This window comes from Streptomyces sp. NPDC050625 (genome assembly GCF_040654755.1).
Classification (GTDB): Bacteria; Actinomycetota; Actinomycetes; order Streptomycetales; family Streptomycetaceae; genus Streptomyces.
On sequence record NZ_JBFAIQ010000019.1, the window covers coordinates 20,666 to 39,318 of the forward strand.

Here is an 18,653-nt window from a genome sequence, read left to right on the forward strand (position 1 = left end):
TGTAGGCAGCAGCTACCTTCCTAGGCTGCGGGCACGGACCCGTACGCGCAGCCTGCCGAAGGAGCCATTGCCATGACCGTCACCGAGCCCGCTGCCTCCTCCACCACCCCCGTCCCACCGCTCGCCGCGCGAGCCCGTACGGTCGGCGGCTCGCCGGTGCGTGACATCCTCGCGGTCACCGCACGCCCCGAGGTGATCAACTTCGCGGGTGGTCTGCCGGCACCGGAGCTGTTCGACCGTGAGGGGATCGCGGCCGCGTTCCACCAGGTCCTGGCCCAGGTCCCGGAGCGAGCGCTCCAGTACTCCACGACGGAGGGCGAGCCGACGCTGCGCGCGGGGCTCGCGGTCCGCATCTCCACACAAGGGCTGCCCACCACCCCCGACGACCTGCTGATCACCACCGGCTCGCAACAGGCACTCTCGCTCCTCTCGACGGCCCTGCTCGACCCCGGGGACACGGTCCTGGTCGAAAGCCCCTGCTATCTGGCGGCACTTCAGGTGTTCGGGCTGGCGGGCGCGCGGGTGGTGGCCGTGCCGGGCGACGACGACGGGGTGGACCCGGCGGCGCTGGAGGAACTGATACGGCGCGAGCGGCCCAAGCTGCTCTACCTCGTCCCGACCTTCCAGAACCCCACCGGCCGCACCATGCCCACCGCCCGCCGCGCGGCCGTGGCCTCGACGGCGGCCCGGCACGGCCTGTGGATCGTCGAGGACGACCCGTACGGCGAACTGCGCTACGAGGGCGAGCGGGTGCCGTGGATAGCCACCCACCCCGGCGCCGAGGACCGCACAGTCCTCCTGGGCTCCTTCTCCAAGGTCATGGCACCGGGCCTGCGCCTGGGCTGGCTGCGCGCCCCCGCCGAGCTGCTGCGTGCCTGCGCGGTCGCCAAGCAGGCGGCGGATCTGCACACCCCGACACTCAACCAGCTGGCCGCGGCACGCTACTTGGACGTGCTGGACGCCCATGTGGCGAAGGTCCGGGCGGTGTACGGCGAACGCCGGGACGCCATGCTCGCCGGACTCCCCGGTGCCCTCCCCGACGGCTCGTCCTGGAACCGCCCCGAGGGAGGCATGTTCCTCTGGGCCCGCCTCCCCGACTCGTACGACACCACGGCCCTGCTCCCTCAGGTGGTGAAGCAGGACGTGGCGTACGTCCCGGGCGCACCCTTCTACGCCGCTACCCCCGACCCCTCGACCCTGCGCCTGTGCTTCGTGACCCAGACTCCCGAGGAGATCGGAGAGGGCCTGCGGAGACTGGCCAGAGGGCTGGGCATCTGAAGCCGCGGGCGGCTCACCGGAGCACGGGTCAGTCCCACCAGAAGGACCAGGTGTGGGCGCCGACCAGGCGCTTGGCGTAGCCCTGGAGGTCCTCCCCGGACTCCTCCGGGCAGAACGCGAAGTGCTCGACCGCGAGTGCCTCCGCCTCGGCCGGTGTGGTGGGCGGCGCCGCGACCGAGACGGTCAGGCGGGCGTAGGAGAGCGCTATGACACGCGCGCCGAAGCGGTCCTCCCAGGAACGCAGTACGGCACAGAGGCGGGCCACGTCGGGCTCGTAGTTGAGGGGGCCGGTCCAGCCGAAGGCCGCCGGGACATCGGCGGAACGGCGCGCCGGGACGAGGGCCAGCCGGTGGTCCGCCGACCTGGGAGCCGCATCCAGCAGAGCCGCCACCGCCTCGGCCGCCCGCGCCTCCGGGTCCGCCCCGGGCGACCCGGCCGGCGCGAGTCCGGGCCACTCGTCCCACGCCTCGGCCAGCACCTCCTCCGCGTCGTGGTCCCCCGGGTACGAGGTCTCCTCGGGGAGCAGCTCCCAGTTCTCCGGGCCGCCCAGCTCACCCCCGGCGTCTATCAGCAGCGGGAGGAGTCCGGCCTTCCGCGGGGCACGTTGGAGCGCGGTCCAGCCACTGAGCGCCGCGGGGCCGTCGGCGTACCACAGCAGCTCGTCGATCACACGCCCAGGCGGAAGTTGAAGCCCCAGCGAGCGGCCGCTCGGGTCGGTCGCCAGTGTGGGCAGCGGGTTGGGAAGAGTCGCCATGCCAGTGACTGTAGGCGCAGGCACTGACAGTGGCCCCCGGGGGCTACTTGAGGGACGTGGTGAAGGCGGTCCAACTGTCCGGGGTGACCTGGAGGGTTGGGCCTGCTTCGGGGGAGTTCTTGGAGTCGCGGATGTGGATGGTGTGGGGGCAGGTGGCGACTTCGAGGCATTGCCCGCCTTCGTCGTCGCTGTAGGTCGACTTCTGCCATGCGTATGCGATTTCGAGGCACTGCCCGCCCTCGCTGCCGCTGTAGCTCGACTTGAACCACTCAAGTGCGTTCATTGCTCTCCTAGCAGACGGTCGAGAAGGCCCTTCGACTCGTGAGGGGACATGGCCTGTGACCGCAGCATCGCATACTTACGTGCCAGGACGGACACCTTGTCGGGGTCCGCGACCCACTGGCTGCCACGCTGCCCCTCGGTGTAAGCGAGGAGCTGGTGGTCGGGCGTTTCGAGCAGGGTGAAGGTGCCGTCCAATCCCGCATGCGCGGACGCCTGCATGGACAGGAACTGCAATGACAGGCCCGGAAGTTCGGCACAGCTCCGCAGCCAGCGCAGCTGCTCCCGCCGTACCTTCTCGCCCCCGATACAGAGATACAGCACCGGCTCCCACACCACGAAGCTCATCGTCGGCGGACACTTGCGCTGCAGGATCTCCTGCCGGGCCACTCGGGCTTCCGTCTTGGTGGCGAGCTCGTCCTCGTCGTACGCCGGTACCCGCTCGCAAAGCACCGCGCGGGCGTACTCGCGGGTCTGGAGCAGGCCAGGGACGACCAGCGCGTCGTACCAGGACAGGGAGATGGCCTCCCGTTCGTGCGCCATGTACTGCTCGGCGTACAGCGGGAACTGGTCGATCTCCGGCAGGTTGTCCACCCCCGCGCTCAACAAGCCCTTGGTGTCGAGTAGTTCGTCCAGCAGCTCGGCGAGGTCCCGTTTCAGTGGTCGTCGGCCCTGTTCGATCGACGCGATCGTCTCCTCGTCCACCATGAGCCGCTCGGCGAGCGCGCGTTGCGTGAAACCGGCCGCCCGGCGCGCCGTCGCGAGCTGGGCGCCCAGCATCTTCATGGCCGAGAGGTTCTTCTTCCGCGGAAGCTTCCTGGAGTTCATGCGGGTCCAACTCCCCACGCGTGCGCTTACGCGACCCCGTACGAACCCGTACAAATAATCTGTACGGGCTCACTCGGTGATCCACGCTAGTCACTCTGCGCGACCTTCGTCTCGTGAACGTCGAAACTGAACTCCCCCACCAGCGCGACCAGTTCTACGGCCGTGACCGCCGATCCGTGCCCGCGGCCAGGCGGTTCACCTGGTGGTCGTTGAAGTACTGGGGACTCGACGAATGGGAACGCGCCGAGGACGTGTCGCTGTGCGTGAGCGAGCTGGCGACCAACGCGCTGGTGCACGGGGTACCGACCGGGCGCGGCTTCCTGCTGCGGCTCCGGTACGACGGTGAGGTGCTGCGCGTCGAGGTGCACGACAGTGGGCCCGGCGTGCCGAGGGTCGCCGAGGAGGCGGACGAGGGCGGGCGCGGGCTGCTGCTCGTGGCGGCGCTCTCCGACAAGTGGGGGGTGGGGGAGCGGGACTTGGGGAAACTGGTGTGGGCGGAGTTCGCCAATGACCGCGGCCCCGACGGTCACCAGTGACCGTCGGGGCCGTCGAGTTCGTGCGTCTCGTCTCAGAGGCGCTCGGGGGTCCGGATGCCCAGGAGTGCCATGCCCCGGTGGAGCGTGCGGGCGGTCAGGTCGACCAGGAAGAGGCGGTTCTCCACGACCTCCGGGGCGTTCTCGGCGCTCAGCACCTGGCACTGGTCGTAGAACTTCGTCAGGTGCGTCGCCAGCTCGTACAGGTACGCCGCGAGCTTGTGCGGCTCGTACGCCGACGCCACCTCCAGGACCGTCTCCGCGAAGCGGTCCAGGTGCAGGCCGAGCGCGCGCTCGGCGGGCGCCAGTTCCAGCTCCGGGTGGGCGGCGGGGCGGGCCTCGCCGGCCTTGCGGAGGATCGACTGGATACGGGCGTACGCGTACTGGAGGTAGACGGACGTGTCGCCGCTCAGCGACACCATCTGGTCCAGGTCGAACTTGTAGTCCCGCACCGCGGAGGTCGACAGGTCGGCGTACTTCACCGCGCCGATGCCGACGTACCGGCCGTTCTCGACGATCTCCTGCTCGGACAGGCCCACCTTCTCGGCCTTCTCCCGGACGACGGCCGTAGCGCGCTCGACCGCCTCGTCGAGGAGGTCCTCCAGCCGGACCGTCTCGCCCTCACGCGTCTTGAACGGCTTGCCGTCCTTGCCGAGGACCGTGCCGAAGGCCAGCTGGTGCGTCGTCACGCCGTCGTTCAGCCAGCCCGCCCTGCGCGCCGTCTCGAAGACCATGCGGAAGTGCAGCGACTGGCGGACGTCGACCACGTACAGCAGCGTGCTCGCCTTGTGGTTGAAGACGCGGTCCCGGATGGCCGAGAGGTCGGTGGCCGCGTAGCCGTAGCCGCCGTCCGACTTCTGGACGATCAGCGGGACCGGCTTGCCGTCCGGGCCCTTGATGTCCTCGAAGAACACACACAGAGCGCCCTCGGAGCGGACCGCGACGCCCGACTCCTCCAGCAGGCGGCAGGTCTCGGCGAGCATGTCGTTGTAGCCCGACTCGCCGACGATGTCCGGGTCCCGGATCTCCATGTCCAGCTTCTCGAAGACGGAGTAGAAGTAGATCTTCGACTCGTCCACGAACTTCTGCCACATGGCCAGCGTCCGCGGCTCGCCGGCCTGGAGGTCGACCACCCTGCGGCGGGCGCGCGTCTTGAACTCGTCGTCGGAGTCGAAGATCGCCCGCGCGGCCTTGTAGAGGCGGTTGAGGTTGGACATCGCCTCCTCGCCGCTGACGTCGCCGGCCTTGTGGTCCAGCTCGTGCGGGTGCTCGTCCAGATACTGGATGAGCATGCCGAACTGGGTGCCCCAGTCGCCGATGTGGTGCCGGCGGACGACGGTCTCCCCGGTGAACTCCAGGAGGTGGACCACCGCGTCGCCGATCACGGCGGAGCGCAGATGGCCGACGTGCATCTCCTTGGCCACGTTCGGCTGGGCGTAGTCGATCACCGTGGTGCCCGGCCGCTCCGCGTACGGCACGCCCAGGCGGTCCGTGTCCGCGTACCGCGCGGCCAGGGTCTCGATGATCGCCTTGTCGCCGATCGTGATGTTCAGGAAGCCGGGGCCGGAGACCTCGATGTCCTTGATCACGTCACCGGTGACGACCTGGGAGACGACCTGCGTGGCCAGCTCCCTCGGGTTCGCCTTCGCCTTCTTGGCCAGCGCCAGGATGCCGTTGGCCTGGAAGTCGGCCCGGTCGCTTCGTCGCAGCAGCGGGTCCGCGGAGCCGGCGTCCGGCAGGGCTGCCGAGAGTGCCGTCGCGAGGTGCTGCTGGACTGAGTCGCTGAGGGACGTGACCGGGGCCATAGGAATGGGTGCCGTTCTCCTCGTGGGGATGGATAGACCCAGCCAGTATCCCATGGGAGGTAAAGCGGTTTTCCCGGTCGCGGGTCGGTCTGGGAGTATGGAGGTCCACCAAGAGCTCCAGGACAAGAGGACGTGCCGAACGTGGCTCAGAGCACCGAGACCACCGACTGGGTCTCCCGTTTCGCGGATGAGGTCATCGAGGAGTCGGAGCGTCGGGCCCCGGGCAAACCGGTCGTCGTCGCCTCCGGGCTGTCGCCCTCGGGCCCGATCCACCTGGGGAACCTGCGCGAGGTCATGACCCCGCACCTCGTCGCCGACGAGATCCGGCGCCGCGGGTACCAGGTGCGCCACCTCATCTCCTGGGACGACTACGACCGCTACCGCAAGGTGCCCCAGGGCATCGCCGGCGTCGACGACTCCTGGGCCGAGCACATCGGCAAGCCGCTGACCTCCGTGCCCGCCCCGAAGGGCTCGGCGTACCCGAACTGGGCCGAGCACTTCAAGGCCGCCATGGTCGAGTCGCTGGCCGAGATGGGCGTCGAGTTCGACGGGATCAGCCAGACCGCGCAGTACACCTCCGGTGTCTACCGCGAGCAGATCCTGCACGCGATGAAGCACCGCGGTGACATCGACGCGATCCTCGCCCAGTACCGGACCAAGCCGAAGGCCAAGAAGCAGGGCCAGAAGCCCGTCGACGAGGCCGAGCTGGAGGCCGAGGAGGGCTCCGGCGCGGCGAGCGAGGACGACGGCAGCTCCGGCGCCGCCGGGTACTTCCCGTACAAGCCGTACTGCGGCAACTGCGGCAAGGACCTGACCACGGTCACCTCGTACGACGACGACACCACCGAGCTGGCCTACACCTGCAACGAGTGCGGCTTCTCGGAGACCGTCCGGCTCAGCGAGTTCAACCGCGGCAAGCTGGTCTGGAAGGTCGACTGGCCGATGCGGTGGGCGTACGAAGGGGTCGTGTTCGAGCCCTCCGGTGTCGACCACTCCTCGCCCGGCTCCAGCTTCCAGGTCGGCGGCCAGATCGTCGGCATCTTCGACGGCAAGCAGCCGATCGGCCCGATGTACGCGTTCGTGGGCATCTCCGGCATGGCCAAGATGTCCTCGTCGCGCGGCGGCGTGCCGACCCCGGCCGACGCGCTGAAGATCATGGAGCCGCAGCTGCTGCGCTGGCTGTACGCCCGTCGTCGGCCCAACCAGTCGTTCAAGATCGCCTTCGACCAGGAGATCCAGCGGCTCTACGACGAGTGGGACAAGCTGGAGGGCAAGGTCGCCGACGGCTCCGCCCTCCCGGCCGACGTCGCCGCGCACTCGCGCGCGGTGCGTACGGCGGGCGGCGAGCTGCCGAAGACGCCGCACCCGCTGCCGTACCGGACGCTGGCCTCCGTCGCCGACATCACCGCCGGCCACCAGGACCAGGCGCTGCGCATCCTGTCCGAGCTCGACCCGGCGGACCCGCTCGGCTCGCTGGACGAGGCCCGGCCGCGGTACGACAAGGCCGAGGCCTGGATCAACACGCACGTGCCCGCCGAGCAGCGGACCATCGTGCGCGAGGAGCCGGACGTCGCGCTGCTGAAGTCCCTCGACGAGGCCTCCCAGCAGTCGCTGCGGCTGCTGCTCGACGGGCTCGCCGAGAACTGGTCCCTGGACGGGCTGACCCACCTCGTGTACGGCGTGCCCAAGGTCCAGGCCGGGTTCGCCGCCGACGCCACGCCCAAGGAGCTGCCGCCGGAGATCAAGACCGCCCAGCGGACGTTCTTCGCGCTGCTGTACCACCTGCTCGTCGGCCGTGACACCGGTCCGCGGCTGCCCACGCTGCTGCTGGCGGTGGGGCAGGACCGGGTACGGGCCCTGCTCGGGGAGTAGGACGGCGCGGTGATGTGAAGAAGAGGGGCCCTCGGCCGAGGGCCCCTCTTCTTGTCGTCGTACGGCTTCCTGGTCGTCGTACGGCTTCCTATGCGATGTGGTCCTCTTCCAGCTCCGCGTTGTAGCGGTTCGTGAAGCGGTTGACCATGCGCTTGGCCTCCTCCACCGGGAGGGCGATGCTGAACTCCGCGTCGACGTTCTCGCCGAACTCGCGGGGGGTCGGGTAGCTGCCGTTGATCGACTGCTTGAAGACCTGGTAGTAGGCCTCCTCGTCCGGCTCGGAGCCGCCGCCCTCGCCCAGTTCGCGGGTGCGGCCCGGGCCCACCGGGATGGGGAAGCTGCCGGTCTCCTCCCCGGAGGGTTCCGGGTACTGCTGCGGCTCCTGCTCCTGGCCCTGTTCCTGGTAATACTGCTCGGCCTGCTGCTGTTCCGCGTACCACTGGGCGTACTGCTGGTCCGGGTCGTAGGCGGGGTCGTAGTCGCCGTAGTAGGGGATCTGCTGGGGGTCCGCCGAGTGGAACCAGGGGCTCTGGTCGTCGTCCTGGACCGGCGGGGTTTCTGGTTGCCCGGCGTCGGGGCCGCGGTCCAGTTCGGGGCGCTGCCCGCTCAGGGGTGCCGCTTTCTGTGGGACGGGAGCCGCCCCAGCGGCACGACTGCCCGCAGCTACGTCGGCCGTGGGCGCCGGAGGTATCAGTGCCGGTTCTATGCCGGCCGCTGCCAGGCCCGCCGGGGCCGTTTCCGCGAGCGGGACGCCGTACCTCGCCAGCCTCAGGGGCATCAGGGACTCGACCGGGGCCTTGCGGCGCCAGGCTCGGCCGAAGCGGGCCTGGAGGCGGGCCTGGTAGACGAGACGTTCCTGCTCCAGCTTGATGACCTGCTCGTAGGAGCGCAGCTCCCACAGCTTCATACGGCGCCACAGGAGGAAGGTGGGCACCGGGGAGAGCATCCAGCGGGTGAGGCGGACGCCCTCCATGTGCTTGTCGGCGGTGATGTCGGCGATCCGGCCGATCGCGTGCCGGGCCGCCTCGACGGCGACCACGAACAGGACCGGGATCACCGCGTGCATGCCCACGCCCAGCGGGTCCGGCCAGGCGGCCGCGCCGTTGAAGGCGATCGTGGCGGCCGTCAGGACCCAGGCCGTCTGGCGCAGGAGCGGGAAGGGGATCCGGATCCACGTCAGGAGCAGGTCCAGGGCGAGCAGGACGCAGATGCCCGCGTCGATGCCGATCGGGAAGACGTAGGAGAAGTTCCCGAAGCCCTTCTTGAGAGCCAGCTCGCGGACGGCGGCGTACGACCCGGCGAAGCCGATGCCGGCGATGATCACGGCGCCGGACACGACCACGCCGATGAGAACGCGGTGCATCCGAGTCAGCTGCAGTGGCGCGGCCACCCGTTACTCCCCTCCCCTTGCGTGTTGTTGCGCGCAACAGGGTGGCACATGAGTGCGGCGAACGCGTTGCCGGACTGCCAGGAGCCCGGTCCCCGAGGGGGCCGGGCTCCGGCGAAAAGCGTGGCTGAGCTGGGAGTTGTGTGCCAGGTGTGACGGTCAGCTCTTCTTGGACGCTGACTTCGACGGAGAGGCGCTCGCGGTCTTCGACGAAGATCCGCCCGTCGGCTTCGACGCCGACTTGGAGGGCGAGGGCTTCGCCGTGCCCGCGTCCGAGCCGCTGCCCGTGCCGTTCGCCGAGGTCACGGCGGCCACGACCTCCTTGACCGCCTTCTGCGCGTCCTTCGTCAGGGCGGTGGCGTCCGGGGTCTTCTCGCCGGCCAGGCCCGCGCCGTTGTAGTCGAGGGTGACGACGACGTTCTCGACGCGCGCCACGACCGTCGTCTGCTTGAAGCTGCCTTCCTTCTTCTTCAGGTCGTAGCGCACGGTCATTGCCTCGTTGCCCACGCCGGAGACCGGCACCGACTGCGAGTTCTTGGCGCCGGTCACGCCCTGGGCGCCCTGGACCTGCTTGGTGTAGTACGCCTTGGCCTGGCTCTCGCCCGAGCCGCGGCTGACGTCGGAGTCGAAGCGGAGCAGGGAGACGTTGAGCCAGCGGAACTGCGAGCCCTTCACGCCGTTGCTGTCGAGGCTGTTCCAGGAGCAGCTGGCACGGGAGTCGACATCATCCGAAGTGCCCTCCTTGCCCGACTTCGAACCCTGCGGTATCAGTTCGCCCAGAGTCTTGTCCGAGAGCGTGTCACAGGCCTTCGGCAGCTTCTGGTACCTGGCCGCCTGCACGGTCGGCGAGGCGCTCGCGGAGCCCTTGCCGGAGCCGTCGGCGCTCGCGCTCTGCCCGGCGCCGCCACTGCCGCCGCCGTCGGAGCCGGAGTCCGAGGAGCAGCCGGCGGCGACGAACACCACGGGGACCGCGGCCGCGCAGACAAGGACGCGGCGGAGTCGCCCCGCTCGCCGGTCACGCTGGTCACGCATGTCGTCTCGGTCGTCTCGCTGGGCTGCTCGCTGCATGGTTCCTTCACTCATGACGCTCGGGGTTCCTGCGGTCGGATCGGGTCCGAGGGGCCACGGTACGCGGTGAGTGAGCTGTGCGGTTCCGGTTCACGCCCTTTGCGGACGGCCGCCGGTGGGGTCGGCGGGGCCGTCAGCCGTTGAGCGAGTCGTCCAGCCGTCCGGCCAGATTCCGGGCCCTGTCCTGCATTTCCTTGCTGTCCGGGACCGTGCCGAGAGCCGTCGGCTGCTCGTCGTACTGGATGGTCACGATCACGTTGGACGTGCGGAACACCACAGTCACCGTTCGCTGTTCGGCCGTCGAACCGGAGCTGCTCAGCTGGTCGTCGAGGAACGCCTGGTCGCCGAGATCGTCGAGGGTGCGGGGCTGGAGGTCGGTCGCGGCGGCCTCGGTGGAGGCGGACGAGGACGGGCTGGGGTCGGTCGAGCCAGATGCCGATGCCGACGCCGATGCCGACGCCGTGGGTGTGGGCGAGGAGGTCGACGCGCTGGGTGCGGGCAGGTCGGCCGCGGTCTGCTTGGTGGCGAAGAGCTGCTCGGCCTCGTTGTCGTCGCTGACCGCGTTGTCGTAGGACACGACCCGCTCGAAGTCGACGAGCAGATGATCGGTGGCGTCGGCGGACTCGACCTTCCAACGGCAGCCGACCTTGCGGTCGGTGTCGTACGTCAGCGTCGCCTCGCCCCGGTACGCACGGTCCCGCTGGTCCGGGTCCGTGATCTGCTTGATGCCGGGCAGCAGGGAGTCGAGCGTGTCGTGACTCACGGCGCCGCAGGCCTCCGGGAGCGTGCGGTACTTGCCGGGCTGGGCGGCGACGGTGGCCGTGCCGGGCTCGCCGGGGTTCGCGTTGTCCGTCGGACTGCTTGAGTCCGAGCCTCCGGTGCAGCCGGCCAGCAGAGCCGCCAGGAGGGCGGCGGTGCCGGTTACGTATGCCTTCCGCTGCACGTGCGGGCTCCTCTCGACGGTGGGTCCTCCAGTGTCCCCGCTGGTTAATCGCTTGCCGCAGCGGGGCGCTCCCTGAAGACAATGTGTATCGCACGCACTGCTGTGGACGCCGGTCCCATGTCCTGTTTCGTAGACCTTGGCCCCGCTTTTGCGTTTTGCTGCTATTAAGACTTTTGCTTGGGTATCCGGGGGAATGAGGAAGATATGTCGTACGTGGAGATGGCGGGCGCGCAGGTCCCGATCCGTATGTGGACCGACCCCGCGACGGTCGAGGACGTCGCGCTGCAGCAGTTGCGCAATGTGGCGACCCTGCCGTGGATCAAGGGCCTGGCCGTGATGCCGGACGTGCACTTCGGCAAGGGGGCGACGGTCGGGTCGGTCATCGCTATGCAAGGGGCGGTTTGTCCTGCGGCGGTGGGCGTCGATATCGGGTGCGGGATGTCGGCGGTGAAGACGTCGCTGACGGCGAATGATCTTCCCGGGGATCTGTCGCGGCTGCGGTCCAAGATCGAGCAGGCGATTCCGGTGGGGCGGGGGATGCATGACGAGCCCGTCGACCTGGGCCGGCTGCATGGGTTCGCCGTCGGCGGGTGGGACGCGTTCTGGGGGCGGTTCGACGGGGTCGCTGAAGCGGTCAAATTCCGTCACGACCGCGCCGAGAAGCAGATTGGAACGCTCGGATCCGGAAATCATTTTGTTGAACTGTGCACGGATGTGGACGGCTGTGTATGGCTCATGCTCCACTCCGGTTCCCGGAACATCGGCAAGGAACTCGCCGAGCACCACATAGGCGTGGCCCAGAAGCTGTCGCACAACCAGGGCCTGATCGACCGTGACCTCGCCGTCTTCATCGCGGACACCCCGCAGATGGCGGCGTACGAGCACGACCTCTACTGGGCCCAGGAGTACGCGAAGTACAACCGGGCGATCATGATGGCGCTCCTGAAGGACGTGATCCGCAAGGAGTTCAAGAAGGCCAAGGTGACCTTCGAGCCCGAGGTGAGCTGCCACCACAACTATGTGAGCCGTGAACGCTACGAGGGCATGGACCTGCTCGTGACCCGCAAGGGCGCGATCCGCGCGGGCTCCGGCGAGTACGGGATCATCCCGGGCTCGATGGGCACGGGTTCGTACATCGTGCGGGGTCTCGGGAACGAGAAGTCCTTCAACTCGGCCTCGCACGGCGCCGGCCGGCGCATGAGCCGCAACGCGGCCAAGCGCCGCTTCTCGACGAAGGACCTGGAGGAGCAGACCCGGGGCGTGGAGTGCCGTAAGGACTCCGGCGTCGTCGACGAGATCCCGGGTGCCTACAAGCCGATCGAGCAGGTGATGGATCAGCAGCGGGACCTCGTCGAGGTCGTGGCAAAGCTGAAGCAGTTCATCTGTGTGAAGGGCTGACCGGCCCTACAGCCGCTTCTCCAGCAGTGTCACCGCGTACGGGCTGCCCGATCCGCCGTCCTTGGCGCGCTGTTCGCCGACCACCGTGTAGCCCGCCGACTCGTAGTAGGCGCGCAGGCGGGGGTTGGAGGTCAGGCAGTCGAGGCGGGCGTAGGGGCGGCCCGTTGCCTTGATGCGGGACTCCGCTTCCTTAAGCATGTGGCGGCCCGTGGCGGGTGGGGACGTGTGCGGGGTGGTCATCAGGCGGTGGACGTAGCCGGCGTCGGGCGGGCGGGGGCCCCAGGCCGCGGGGTCGTCCCACCAGAGTTCCCAGGCGCCCGCCAGGTGGCCGTCCGTGTGCGCCAGCCAGACCTCGCCCTCGCGCATCCGGGTGCGGAAGTGGGCCTCGTCCTTCTCGCCCGGCTTCCACTGGTCGATGCCCCGGGCCAGCTGCCACAGGGCCGCCGTGTCGCGGAGGCGGACCAGCAGGGTGGTGTCGGCCGGTGTCGCCCTGCGGTAGGTCAGCGGGGGCCAGGACGTGGGGGCCGGTTCCAGGAGGCTTGCGCGGAGGGAATCCGCGAGGGCCTTCGCGTCCAGGCCCAGGGTGTCGGTGACGTAGGAGTCGATCGAGCGGTAGCGCTCCCGCATGGCCGTCAGGAACAGGCGCATCACCGGTGCCGGGGCCCGGCCGACGAACGGCCACGTCGGGGTGCGGCCCTCGTTCCTGCGCCGCCAGTCGGACAGGAGAGCGGGGGAGGCGAGTTCCGTGAGGGTGAAGTCCTCGATGACGGTCGGCTCGTCGATGCCGAGCAACGTCAGCACCATCGCCGCCAGTTGGCCCGTGCGGTCCTTGCCCGAGGCGCAGTGGAAGACCAGGGGGGTGCCCGAGGCGGCCGATTCCGCTATCAGCTCCAGGGCCGCTGCCATTTCCTTCGTCCCGTCCTCGGCCACCTCCAGGTAGCGTTCGGAGAGATACGGGCCGGGGGCCGTGTCGGGGGACTGGGACGGCTGGTCGTACGGGCGGTGCTCGATGCTCAGGTTGTGGTACGCGAGGGAGGGGTGCTCGGGGACGCGGCCCCTGGCCTCGGCTTCCCAGGGGTGGCGCAGATCCAGCACCGTGCCGATCCCCAGGGACATGAAGCGGTCCCAGTCCTTCGTGCCCTCGGCCAGCTTGCCCAGGGAGTCGGCCCGGTACAGCAGGCCCGGGCGGATGCGCCGGCGGCCGTCCGGGGTCGAATAGCCGCCCAGGTCACGGAAGTTGTGCAGGTCTTCGAAGGCTATGTGTCGGTCCACGCCTCAGTGTGCATGGCGGACGGCGTAGATCATCACGAACGCCACGAAGTGAATGCCGAAGAGGAAGTACGCGAGGAAGTACCAGACCTGGCGTTCGTCCTTCGTCTCCTGGGCCAGGCGGCGCTTCTCCAAGGACACGTCCATGGCCTGGCCCGGCTCCTGGCCCAGCTCCGGGCCGGCCTCCTGAGGCTCGCTCATCACAGCTCCCTGTGGACTTTGGTGTTGGACGCCTGGGCGCGGGGCCGCAGTACCAGGAGGTCGACGTTGACATGGCTGGGGCGGGTCACCGCCCAGGTGATCGTCTCCGCCACGTCCTCGGCGGTGAGCGGCTCGGCGACGCCCGCGTAGACCTTCTCCGCCCTGTCCGCGTCGCCGCCGAAGCGGGTCAGCGCGAACTCGTCGGTCTTGACCATGCCGGGCGCGATCTCGATGACGCGGACCGGCTGCCCGACGATCTCCAGACGCAGGGTCTCGGCGAGGACGTGCTCGCCGTGCTTGGCGGCGACATAGCCCGCGCCGCCCTCGTACGTGCCGAGCCCGGCCGTGGAGGACACCACGACCACGGTGCCGTCCCCGCTCGCCACCAGCTTCGGGAGCAGGGCCTGGGTGAGGTTCAGCGTGCCGATGACGTTCGTCTCGTACATCGTGCGCCAGTGCGCCGGGTCACCGGTGGCGACCGGATCGGCGCCGAGCGCGCCGCCCGCGTTGTTGACCAGGACGCCGATGGTCTTGAAGGCCGTGGCGAACTCGTCGACCGCCGCGCGGTCGGTGACGTCCAGCTGGAACGCCGTCGCCGAGTGGCCGGCCGCCTCGATCTCCTCCGCCAGCGCCTCGATGCGGTCCTTGCGGCGGGCGGTGAGGACGACCCGGTAGCCGGCCTGTGCGAGCCCCCGGGCCGTGGCGGCGCCGATGCCGCTGCTCGCACCGGTGACGACGGCGATGCGGGAGGCGGCGGGCGGTGCTGCGGGGGCCATGGGCTGCTCCTCGGGTCCTCGGGCGTGCGTACGTTCGTTCCGACCAGGGTAGGCGGCGGTCAGCTCCCGCTCCTCGGCGCCCACATGATCACGGCCATACCGGCGAGACAGATCAGTGCCCCGGCGATGTCCCAGCGGTCGGGGCGGTAGCCGTCGGCGACCACGCCCCACAGGATCGAACCGGCGACGAAGATCCCGCCGTACGCGGCGAGGATGCGGCCGAAGTGGGCGTCCGGCTGGAAGGTGGCGACGAAGCCGTAGGCGCCGAGGGCGAGGACCCCACCGGCCACCCACAGCCAGCCGCGGTGCTCGCGGACGCCCTGCCAGATCAGCCAGGCGCCGCCGATCTCGAAGATCGCGGCGACGACGAACAGGGCGGCGGAGCGGAGGATGAGCATGCGGGCAGCTTCGCACGTGCGTGTCACCTGATGGATGGCGCCTGCTAGGGCCTTCGCGTGGGATACATCCCTACATGGTGAGGACGAGGATGTTTGCTGCGTTCAGTGCGGTGCCGGCCGTGCTTGCGGTCGGGGTCGGGGTTGCGGTCGCCGTCGCCGGGCCCGCCCGGGCGGGCGGTGCGCCGGAGGCCGACCTGTCGTATCACGGTTCGGCGGTGATGACCGGGGAGCGGATGTACGTCAGGCTCACCCCGGCCAACCACGGGCCGTCCGCCGTTCCGGACTCCAGCGTGCGGCTGACCTGGTCGGTGCCGCTCGCGGACGGGCAGCGGCTGCCGGCCGGGTGCGTCCGTACGGGGGAGCGGGAACTGGTGTGCGGGACGGGTGCGCTGCCCGCGGACGGGCTGGGACAGGCGACCGACGTCGGCGTGGTGCTGAGGGACAGCCCGCCGGAGGTGACGCTGGAGGTCGAGACGGAGTGGAGCGGTGGCACGGTGGACCGCAACCGGGGCAATGACCGGGCGCGGGTGCTGGTGCTCAACACCGGAGACGCGTACTCCTTCTGACCGGGGCCGGAGGTTCGGCCGGGGGTGGGACCGGTGCGTCGTACGATCTCTGCACGGCGCAGACGAAAGGGAGCAGGGCATGTCCGGGAGCGCGAACGGGACCGGTACCGCGCGGTCGCGGCTGCTGGCCGAGCTGTCCACGGTCTCCCGCCGCTACATGGCGTCCTACGCCCTGTTCAACCAGGCCGTCGCCGACAGCATCGGTCTGCACCCCACCGACCTGCAGTGCCTGAATCTGCTCACGCTGGAGCGGGGACCGGTGACGACGGGCCGGGTCGCGGAGCTGACGGGGCTGACGACGGGGTCGGCGACCCGGCTGGTGGACCGGCTGGAGAAGGCCGGGTACGTGGTCCGGGAGCGGGACGCGGCCGACCGGCGGCGGGTGCTGGTGGCGACCGTGCCGGAGAAGATCGCCGAGTTCGGGCAGATGTGGGAGCGGCTGGGCGGCGACTGGTCCGCGCTCTTCTCCGACCTGGACGACGTCGAACTCGGCGTGATCGTGCGGCACATGCGGCGGACGGTGGAGTTCAGCACGGAGCAGATCGCCCGGCTGCGGGAGGCGCGGGGTCAGGCCTGAGTCAGGCCCTGTCCTGTACGTCCGCGGCCTGGTTCTCGGCGTCGTACTGGTCGCGTGCCGGAGGAGGCCGGGTTCCTCAGGGGGTCGTGGCTGAGGTGGCCGGGTTGGTGGCGTAGGCCGTCGGGGGTACTCCCACCGTTGCCGTGAAGTCCCGGATCAGGTGTGCCTGGTCCGCGTAGCCGAGGTCGGCTGCCAGGGTGGCCCAGGCCACCGTGTGGTCGGTCTCGGCGTGTTCCAGGGCCTCGTGGATGCGGTAGCGGAGGATGACCCACTTCGGGCCCACGCCGACGTACGCGGCGAAGAGGCGCTGCAGGAGGCGTACGGACATGCCCTCGGACCGGGCGAAGTCCGTGACGCGGCGGATCGTGCGGTCGGTGCGGATGCGGTCGACCAGGGCCATGGCCAGGTCGGCCTGGGGGTCGGGGCGGGGGTCGTGCGAGAGCAGGTACGCGTCGAGGGCGGCTACGCGGGCGTCCTCGTCGTCGGGGGCGAGGACGGGGGCCGGGTCGGTGTCGGGCAGGCGGATCCGTTGGCCCGTCCACTGCGAGACCGGGTGGTCGGGGGCGAAGGGGCGGTAGCCGCCGGGCCGGAACTGGATCCCGCAGACCCGGCCCCTGCCCTCCAGCTTCTGTGTGAACAGGCCGAGCCCGATCCCGGCGACCTCGGCGAAGGGCTCCTGCCCCTCGAAGCGCTGGAAGACGATGTTCACGGACGGGTGCGGGACGACATGGGAGGCGTACGGCCGGTTCAGCTCCCAGTCGATCAGCCAGTAGTGCTCCAGGTAGGGGCGGAGCGGCTCCGCGGGCTCACGGCGGCGGAAGTCCACGCGCGCGAAGAGTTCCGCGGCGTCGACGATGCCTCGGGTGTCACGGCGGGGGGCGGCCATGTCGCGATCGTAGGACGGGGCACTGACAGGGGCGGAATACACGGGAGGGGGTGACGGTTGGAGGGGTATAGTTGAATTGTCAACGACTTGGAGGATGAGCGACCATGCAGTTCGGGATCTTCAGCGTGGGCGACGTCACCCCGGACCCCACCACGGGCCGCACGCCGACCGAGCGCGAGCGCATCAAGGCCATGGTCGCCATCGCGCTGAAGGCCGAGGAGGTCGGCCTGGACGTCTTCGCGACCGGCGAGCACCACAACCCGCCGTTCGTGCCGTCGTCGCCGACCACGATGCTCGGCTACATAGCCGCGAAGACGGAGAAGCTGATCCTCTCCACGTCCACCACCCTGATCACCACCAACGACCCGGTGAAGATCGCGGAGGACTACGCGATGCTCCAGCACCTGGCGGACGGGCGGGTCGACCTGATGATGGGCCGCGGCAACACCGGGCCGGTGTACCCGTGGTTCGGCCAGGACATCCGCGAGGGCATCAACCTCGCCATCGAGAACTACGCCCTGCTGCGCCGGCTGTGGCGCGAGGACGTCGTCGACTGGGAGGGCAAGTTCCGCACGCCGCTGCAGGGCTTCACCTCCACCCCGCGGCCGATGGACGACGTGCCGCCGTTCGTCTGGCACGGCTCCATCCGCTCCCCGGAGATCGCCGAGCAGGCCGCCTACTACGGCGACGGCTTCTTCCACAACAACATCTTCTGGCCCGCCGACCACACCAAGCGCATGGTCGAGTTCTACCGCAAGCGGTTCGCGCACTACGGGCACGGGAGGCCCGAGCAGGCGATCGTCGGGCTCGGCGGCCAGGTGTTCATGCGGAAGAACTCGCAGGACGCGGTGCGCGAGTTCCGGCCGTACTTCGACAACGCGCCGGTCTACGGCCACGGGCCCTCCCTGGAGGACTTCACCGACCAGACCCCGCTGACCGTCGGCTCGCCGCAGCAGGTGATCGAGAGGACGCTGGGCTTCCGCGAGTACGCCGGTGACTACCAGCGCCAGCTGTTCCTCATGGACCACGCCGGACTGCCGCTGAAGACCGTCCTCGAACAGCTGGACCTGCTGGGCGAGGAGGTCGTACCGGTGCTGCGCGAGGAGTTCGCCAAGGGCCGCCCGGCCGAGGTGCCCGAGGCCCCCACCCACGCGTCCCTCCTTGCGAAGAACCCGAAGAACCTCGAGAAGAACGAGGTGACCGCCGTATGAAGCTCGTCGTCGTCTCGGCGGGACTGAGCGTCCCGTCCTCCACCCGGCTGCTCGCCGACCGGCTGGCCGCCGCCGTCGAGCGGCAGGCACCGGTGGAGATCCAGGTGGTCGAGCTGCGCGAACTCGCCGTGGAGATCGCGCACAACTTCACCAACGGCTTCCCGGGCCGCGACCTGTCCGCCGCCCTGGACGCCGTCACGGAGGCGGACGGGCTGATCGTCGTCACGCCGGTGTTCTCGGCGTCGTACAGCGGACTGTTCAAGTCGTTCTTCGACGTGCTGGACAAGGACGCGCTCGCGGGCAAGCCGGTGCTGATCGCCGCCACCGGCGGCACCGCCCGTCACTCCCTGGTGCTGGAGCACGCCCTGCGCCCGCTGTTCGCCCATCTGCGGGCCGTGGTCGTCCCGACCGGGGTGTACGCCGCATCGGAGGACTGGGGCGCGGAAGGGCTGCCGGAGCGGATCGAGCGGGCGGCGGAGGAGCTGGCGCGGCTGATGACCGGGCTGTCGGCCGCCCGGCCGGAGTCCGGGGGCGCCATGGACGTGGTGCCCTTCGAGGATCAGCTCGCGCGGCTCGCCAGTGCTTGAGCCGACGGTGAGAGGACGGTAGGGGCCCGCCCCGGGT

20 protein-coding genes are annotated in these 18,653 nt (G+C 69.9%); 8 read left to right on the plus strand and 12 right to left on the minus strand.

All coding sequences use genetic code 11. From position 1 onward, the window contains the following. The first annotated feature begins 72 nt into the window (after positions 1 to 72). Positions 73 to 1,278: a PLP-dependent aminotransferase family protein gene (locus tag AB0I54_RS32080; protein ID WP_363299719.1), complete on the plus strand. Its 1,206-nt coding sequence runs from the start codon at positions 73 to 75 to the stop codon at positions 1,276 to 1,278. A 28-nt stretch (positions 1,279 to 1,306) separates the two neighbouring features. On the opposite strand, the gene AB0I54_RS32085 is transcribed toward AB0I54_RS32080, so the two are convergent. The 3 genes from AB0I54_RS32085 to AB0I54_RS32095 are packed head-to-tail and all read right to left on the minus strand — an operon-like array spanning position 1,307 to position 3,139. Then, positions 1,307 to 2,032: a DUF4253 domain-containing protein gene (locus AB0I54_RS32085; RefSeq protein ID WP_363299720.1), complete on the minus strand. Its 726-nt coding sequence runs from the start codon at positions 2,030 to 2,032 to the stop codon at positions 1,307 to 1,309. A 43-nt stretch (positions 2,033 to 2,075) separates the two neighbouring features. Then, positions 2,076 to 2,315: a DUF397 domain-containing protein gene (locus tag AB0I54_RS32090; protein ID WP_363299721.1), complete on the minus strand. Its 240-nt coding sequence runs from the start codon at positions 2,313 to 2,315 to the stop codon at positions 2,076 to 2,078. Beyond that, on the minus strand, positions 2,312 to 3,139 hold the full coding sequence (locus tag AB0I54_RS32095; RefSeq protein ID WP_363299722.1) for a helix-turn-helix transcriptional regulator: 828 nt from the start codon (positions 3,137 to 3,139) through the stop codon (positions 2,312 to 2,314). Before AB0I54_RS32095 ends, AB0I54_RS32090 begins: the two co-directional genes overlap by 4 nt. A gap of 113 nt (positions 3,140 to 3,252) precedes the next feature. Between AB0I54_RS32095 and AB0I54_RS32100 the strand changes: the two genes are divergently transcribed. After that, positions 3,253 to 3,675 carry an ATP-binding protein gene (locus AB0I54_RS32100; protein ID WP_363299723.1) on the plus strand — a complete coding sequence of 141 codons (423 nt, stop codon included), beginning with the start codon at positions 3,253 to 3,255 and terminating at the stop codon, positions 3,673 to 3,675. Positions 3,676 to 3,707: 32 nt separating this feature from the next. Here AB0I54_RS32100 and argS read toward each other — a convergent pair whose 3' ends face one another. Next, positions 3,708 to 5,477, minus strand: coding sequence for an arginine--tRNA ligase (gene argS / locus AB0I54_RS32105; RefSeq protein WP_363299724.1), 1,770 nt, complete (start codon positions 5,475 to 5,477; stop codon positions 3,708 to 3,710). Positions 5,478 to 5,609: 132 nt separating this feature from the next. On the opposite strand from argS, the gene lysS reads away from it, so the two are divergent. Continuing rightward, positions 5,610 to 7,349: a lysine--tRNA ligase gene (gene lysS, locus AB0I54_RS32110; protein ID WP_363299725.1), complete on the plus strand. Its 1,740-nt coding sequence runs from the start codon at positions 5,610 to 5,612 to the stop codon at positions 7,347 to 7,349. A gap of 88 nt (positions 7,350 to 7,437) precedes the next feature. On the opposite strand, the gene AB0I54_RS32115 is transcribed toward lysS, so the two are convergent. From AB0I54_RS32115 to AB0I54_RS32125, 3 genes are all read right to left on the minus strand, one after another. Beyond that, entirely contained in the window at positions 7,438 to 8,712 is a 1,275-nt protein-coding gene (locus AB0I54_RS32115; RefSeq protein ID WP_363299866.1) for a DUF2637 domain-containing protein, read from the minus strand. A gap of 183 nt (positions 8,713 to 8,895) precedes the next feature. Next, positions 8,896 to 9,768 (minus strand): DUF3558 domain-containing protein, encoded by an 873-nt coding sequence (locus AB0I54_RS32120; protein WP_363299727.1) that lies wholly within the window; start codon positions 9,766 to 9,768, stop codon positions 8,896 to 8,898. Between the two features lie 169 nt (positions 9,769 to 9,937). Continuing rightward, the gene (locus AB0I54_RS32125; RefSeq protein ID WP_363299728.1) at positions 9,938 to 10,747 is read right to left on the minus strand and encodes a DUF3558 domain-containing protein; all 810 of its coding nucleotides are present in this window, start codon (positions 10,745 to 10,747) and stop codon (positions 9,938 to 9,940) included. A 204-nt stretch (positions 10,748 to 10,951) separates the two neighbouring features. Here AB0I54_RS32125 and AB0I54_RS32130 point away from each other — a divergent pair, with 204 nt between their 5' ends. Beyond that, the gene (locus AB0I54_RS32130; RefSeq protein ID WP_363299729.1) at positions 10,952 to 12,145 is read left to right on the plus strand and encodes an RtcB family protein; all 1,194 of its coding nucleotides are present in this window, start codon (positions 10,952 to 10,954) and stop codon (positions 12,143 to 12,145) included. A 6-nt stretch (positions 12,146 to 12,151) separates the two neighbouring features. On the opposite strand, the gene AB0I54_RS32135 is transcribed toward AB0I54_RS32130, so the two are convergent. From AB0I54_RS32135 to AB0I54_RS32150, 4 genes are read right to left on the minus strand one after another with little or no spacing between them, the layout of a single operon-like run. Beyond that, the gene (locus AB0I54_RS32135) at positions 12,152 to 13,417 is read right to left on the minus strand and encodes a tyrosine-protein phosphatase (protein ID WP_363299730.1); all 1,266 of its coding nucleotides are present in this window, start codon (positions 13,415 to 13,417) and stop codon (positions 12,152 to 12,154) included. Between the two features lie 3 nt (positions 13,418 to 13,420). Continuing rightward, positions 13,421 to 13,615, minus strand: coding sequence for a hypothetical protein (locus AB0I54_RS32140; protein WP_363299876.1), 195 nt, complete (start codon positions 13,613 to 13,615; stop codon positions 13,421 to 13,423). Then, on the minus strand, positions 13,615 to 14,391 hold the full coding sequence (locus AB0I54_RS32145) for an SDR family NAD(P)-dependent oxidoreductase (RefSeq protein ID WP_363299731.1): 777 nt from the start codon (positions 14,389 to 14,391) through the stop codon (positions 13,615 to 13,617). The genes AB0I54_RS32140 and AB0I54_RS32145 overlap by 1 nt, the downstream gene beginning before the upstream one ends. A 59-nt stretch (positions 14,392 to 14,450) precedes the next feature. After that, the gene (locus AB0I54_RS32150; RefSeq protein ID WP_363299732.1) at positions 14,451 to 14,789 is read right to left on the minus strand and encodes a YnfA family protein; all 339 of its coding nucleotides are present in this window, start codon (positions 14,787 to 14,789) and stop codon (positions 14,451 to 14,453) included. Positions 14,790 to 14,908: 119 nt separating this feature from the next. On the opposite strand from AB0I54_RS32150, the gene AB0I54_RS32155 reads away from it, so the two are divergent. Next, on the plus strand, positions 14,909 to 15,355 hold the full coding sequence (locus AB0I54_RS32155) for a hypothetical protein (RefSeq protein WP_363299733.1): 447 nt from the start codon (positions 14,909 to 14,911) through the stop codon (positions 15,353 to 15,355). A 79-nt stretch (positions 15,356 to 15,434) separates the two neighbouring features. Beyond that, a complete protein-coding gene (locus AB0I54_RS32160) occupies positions 15,435 to 15,932 on the plus strand; it encodes a MarR family winged helix-turn-helix transcriptional regulator (protein ID WP_363299734.1) in 498 nt (165 codons plus the stop codon). Positions 15,933 to 16,008: 76 nt separating this feature from the next. Here AB0I54_RS32160 and AB0I54_RS32165 read toward each other — a convergent pair whose 3' ends face one another. After that, the gene (locus tag AB0I54_RS32165) at positions 16,009 to 16,818 is read right to left on the minus strand and encodes a helix-turn-helix transcriptional regulator (RefSeq protein ID WP_363299735.1); all 810 of its coding nucleotides are present in this window, start codon (positions 16,816 to 16,818) and stop codon (positions 16,009 to 16,011) included. 104 nt (positions 16,819 to 16,922) lie between these two features. Here AB0I54_RS32165 and AB0I54_RS32170 point away from each other — a divergent pair, with 104 nt between their 5' ends. Next, a complete protein-coding gene (locus AB0I54_RS32170; RefSeq protein ID WP_363299736.1) occupies positions 16,923 to 18,029 on the plus strand; it encodes an LLM class flavin-dependent oxidoreductase in 1,107 nt (368 codons plus the stop codon). After that, positions 18,026 to 18,616, plus strand: coding sequence for an FMN reductase (locus tag AB0I54_RS32175; protein WP_363299737.1), 591 nt, complete (start codon positions 18,026 to 18,028; stop codon positions 18,614 to 18,616). Before AB0I54_RS32170 ends, AB0I54_RS32175 begins: the two co-directional genes overlap by 4 nt. The last annotated feature ends 37 nt before the right edge of the window (positions 18,617 to 18,653 follow it).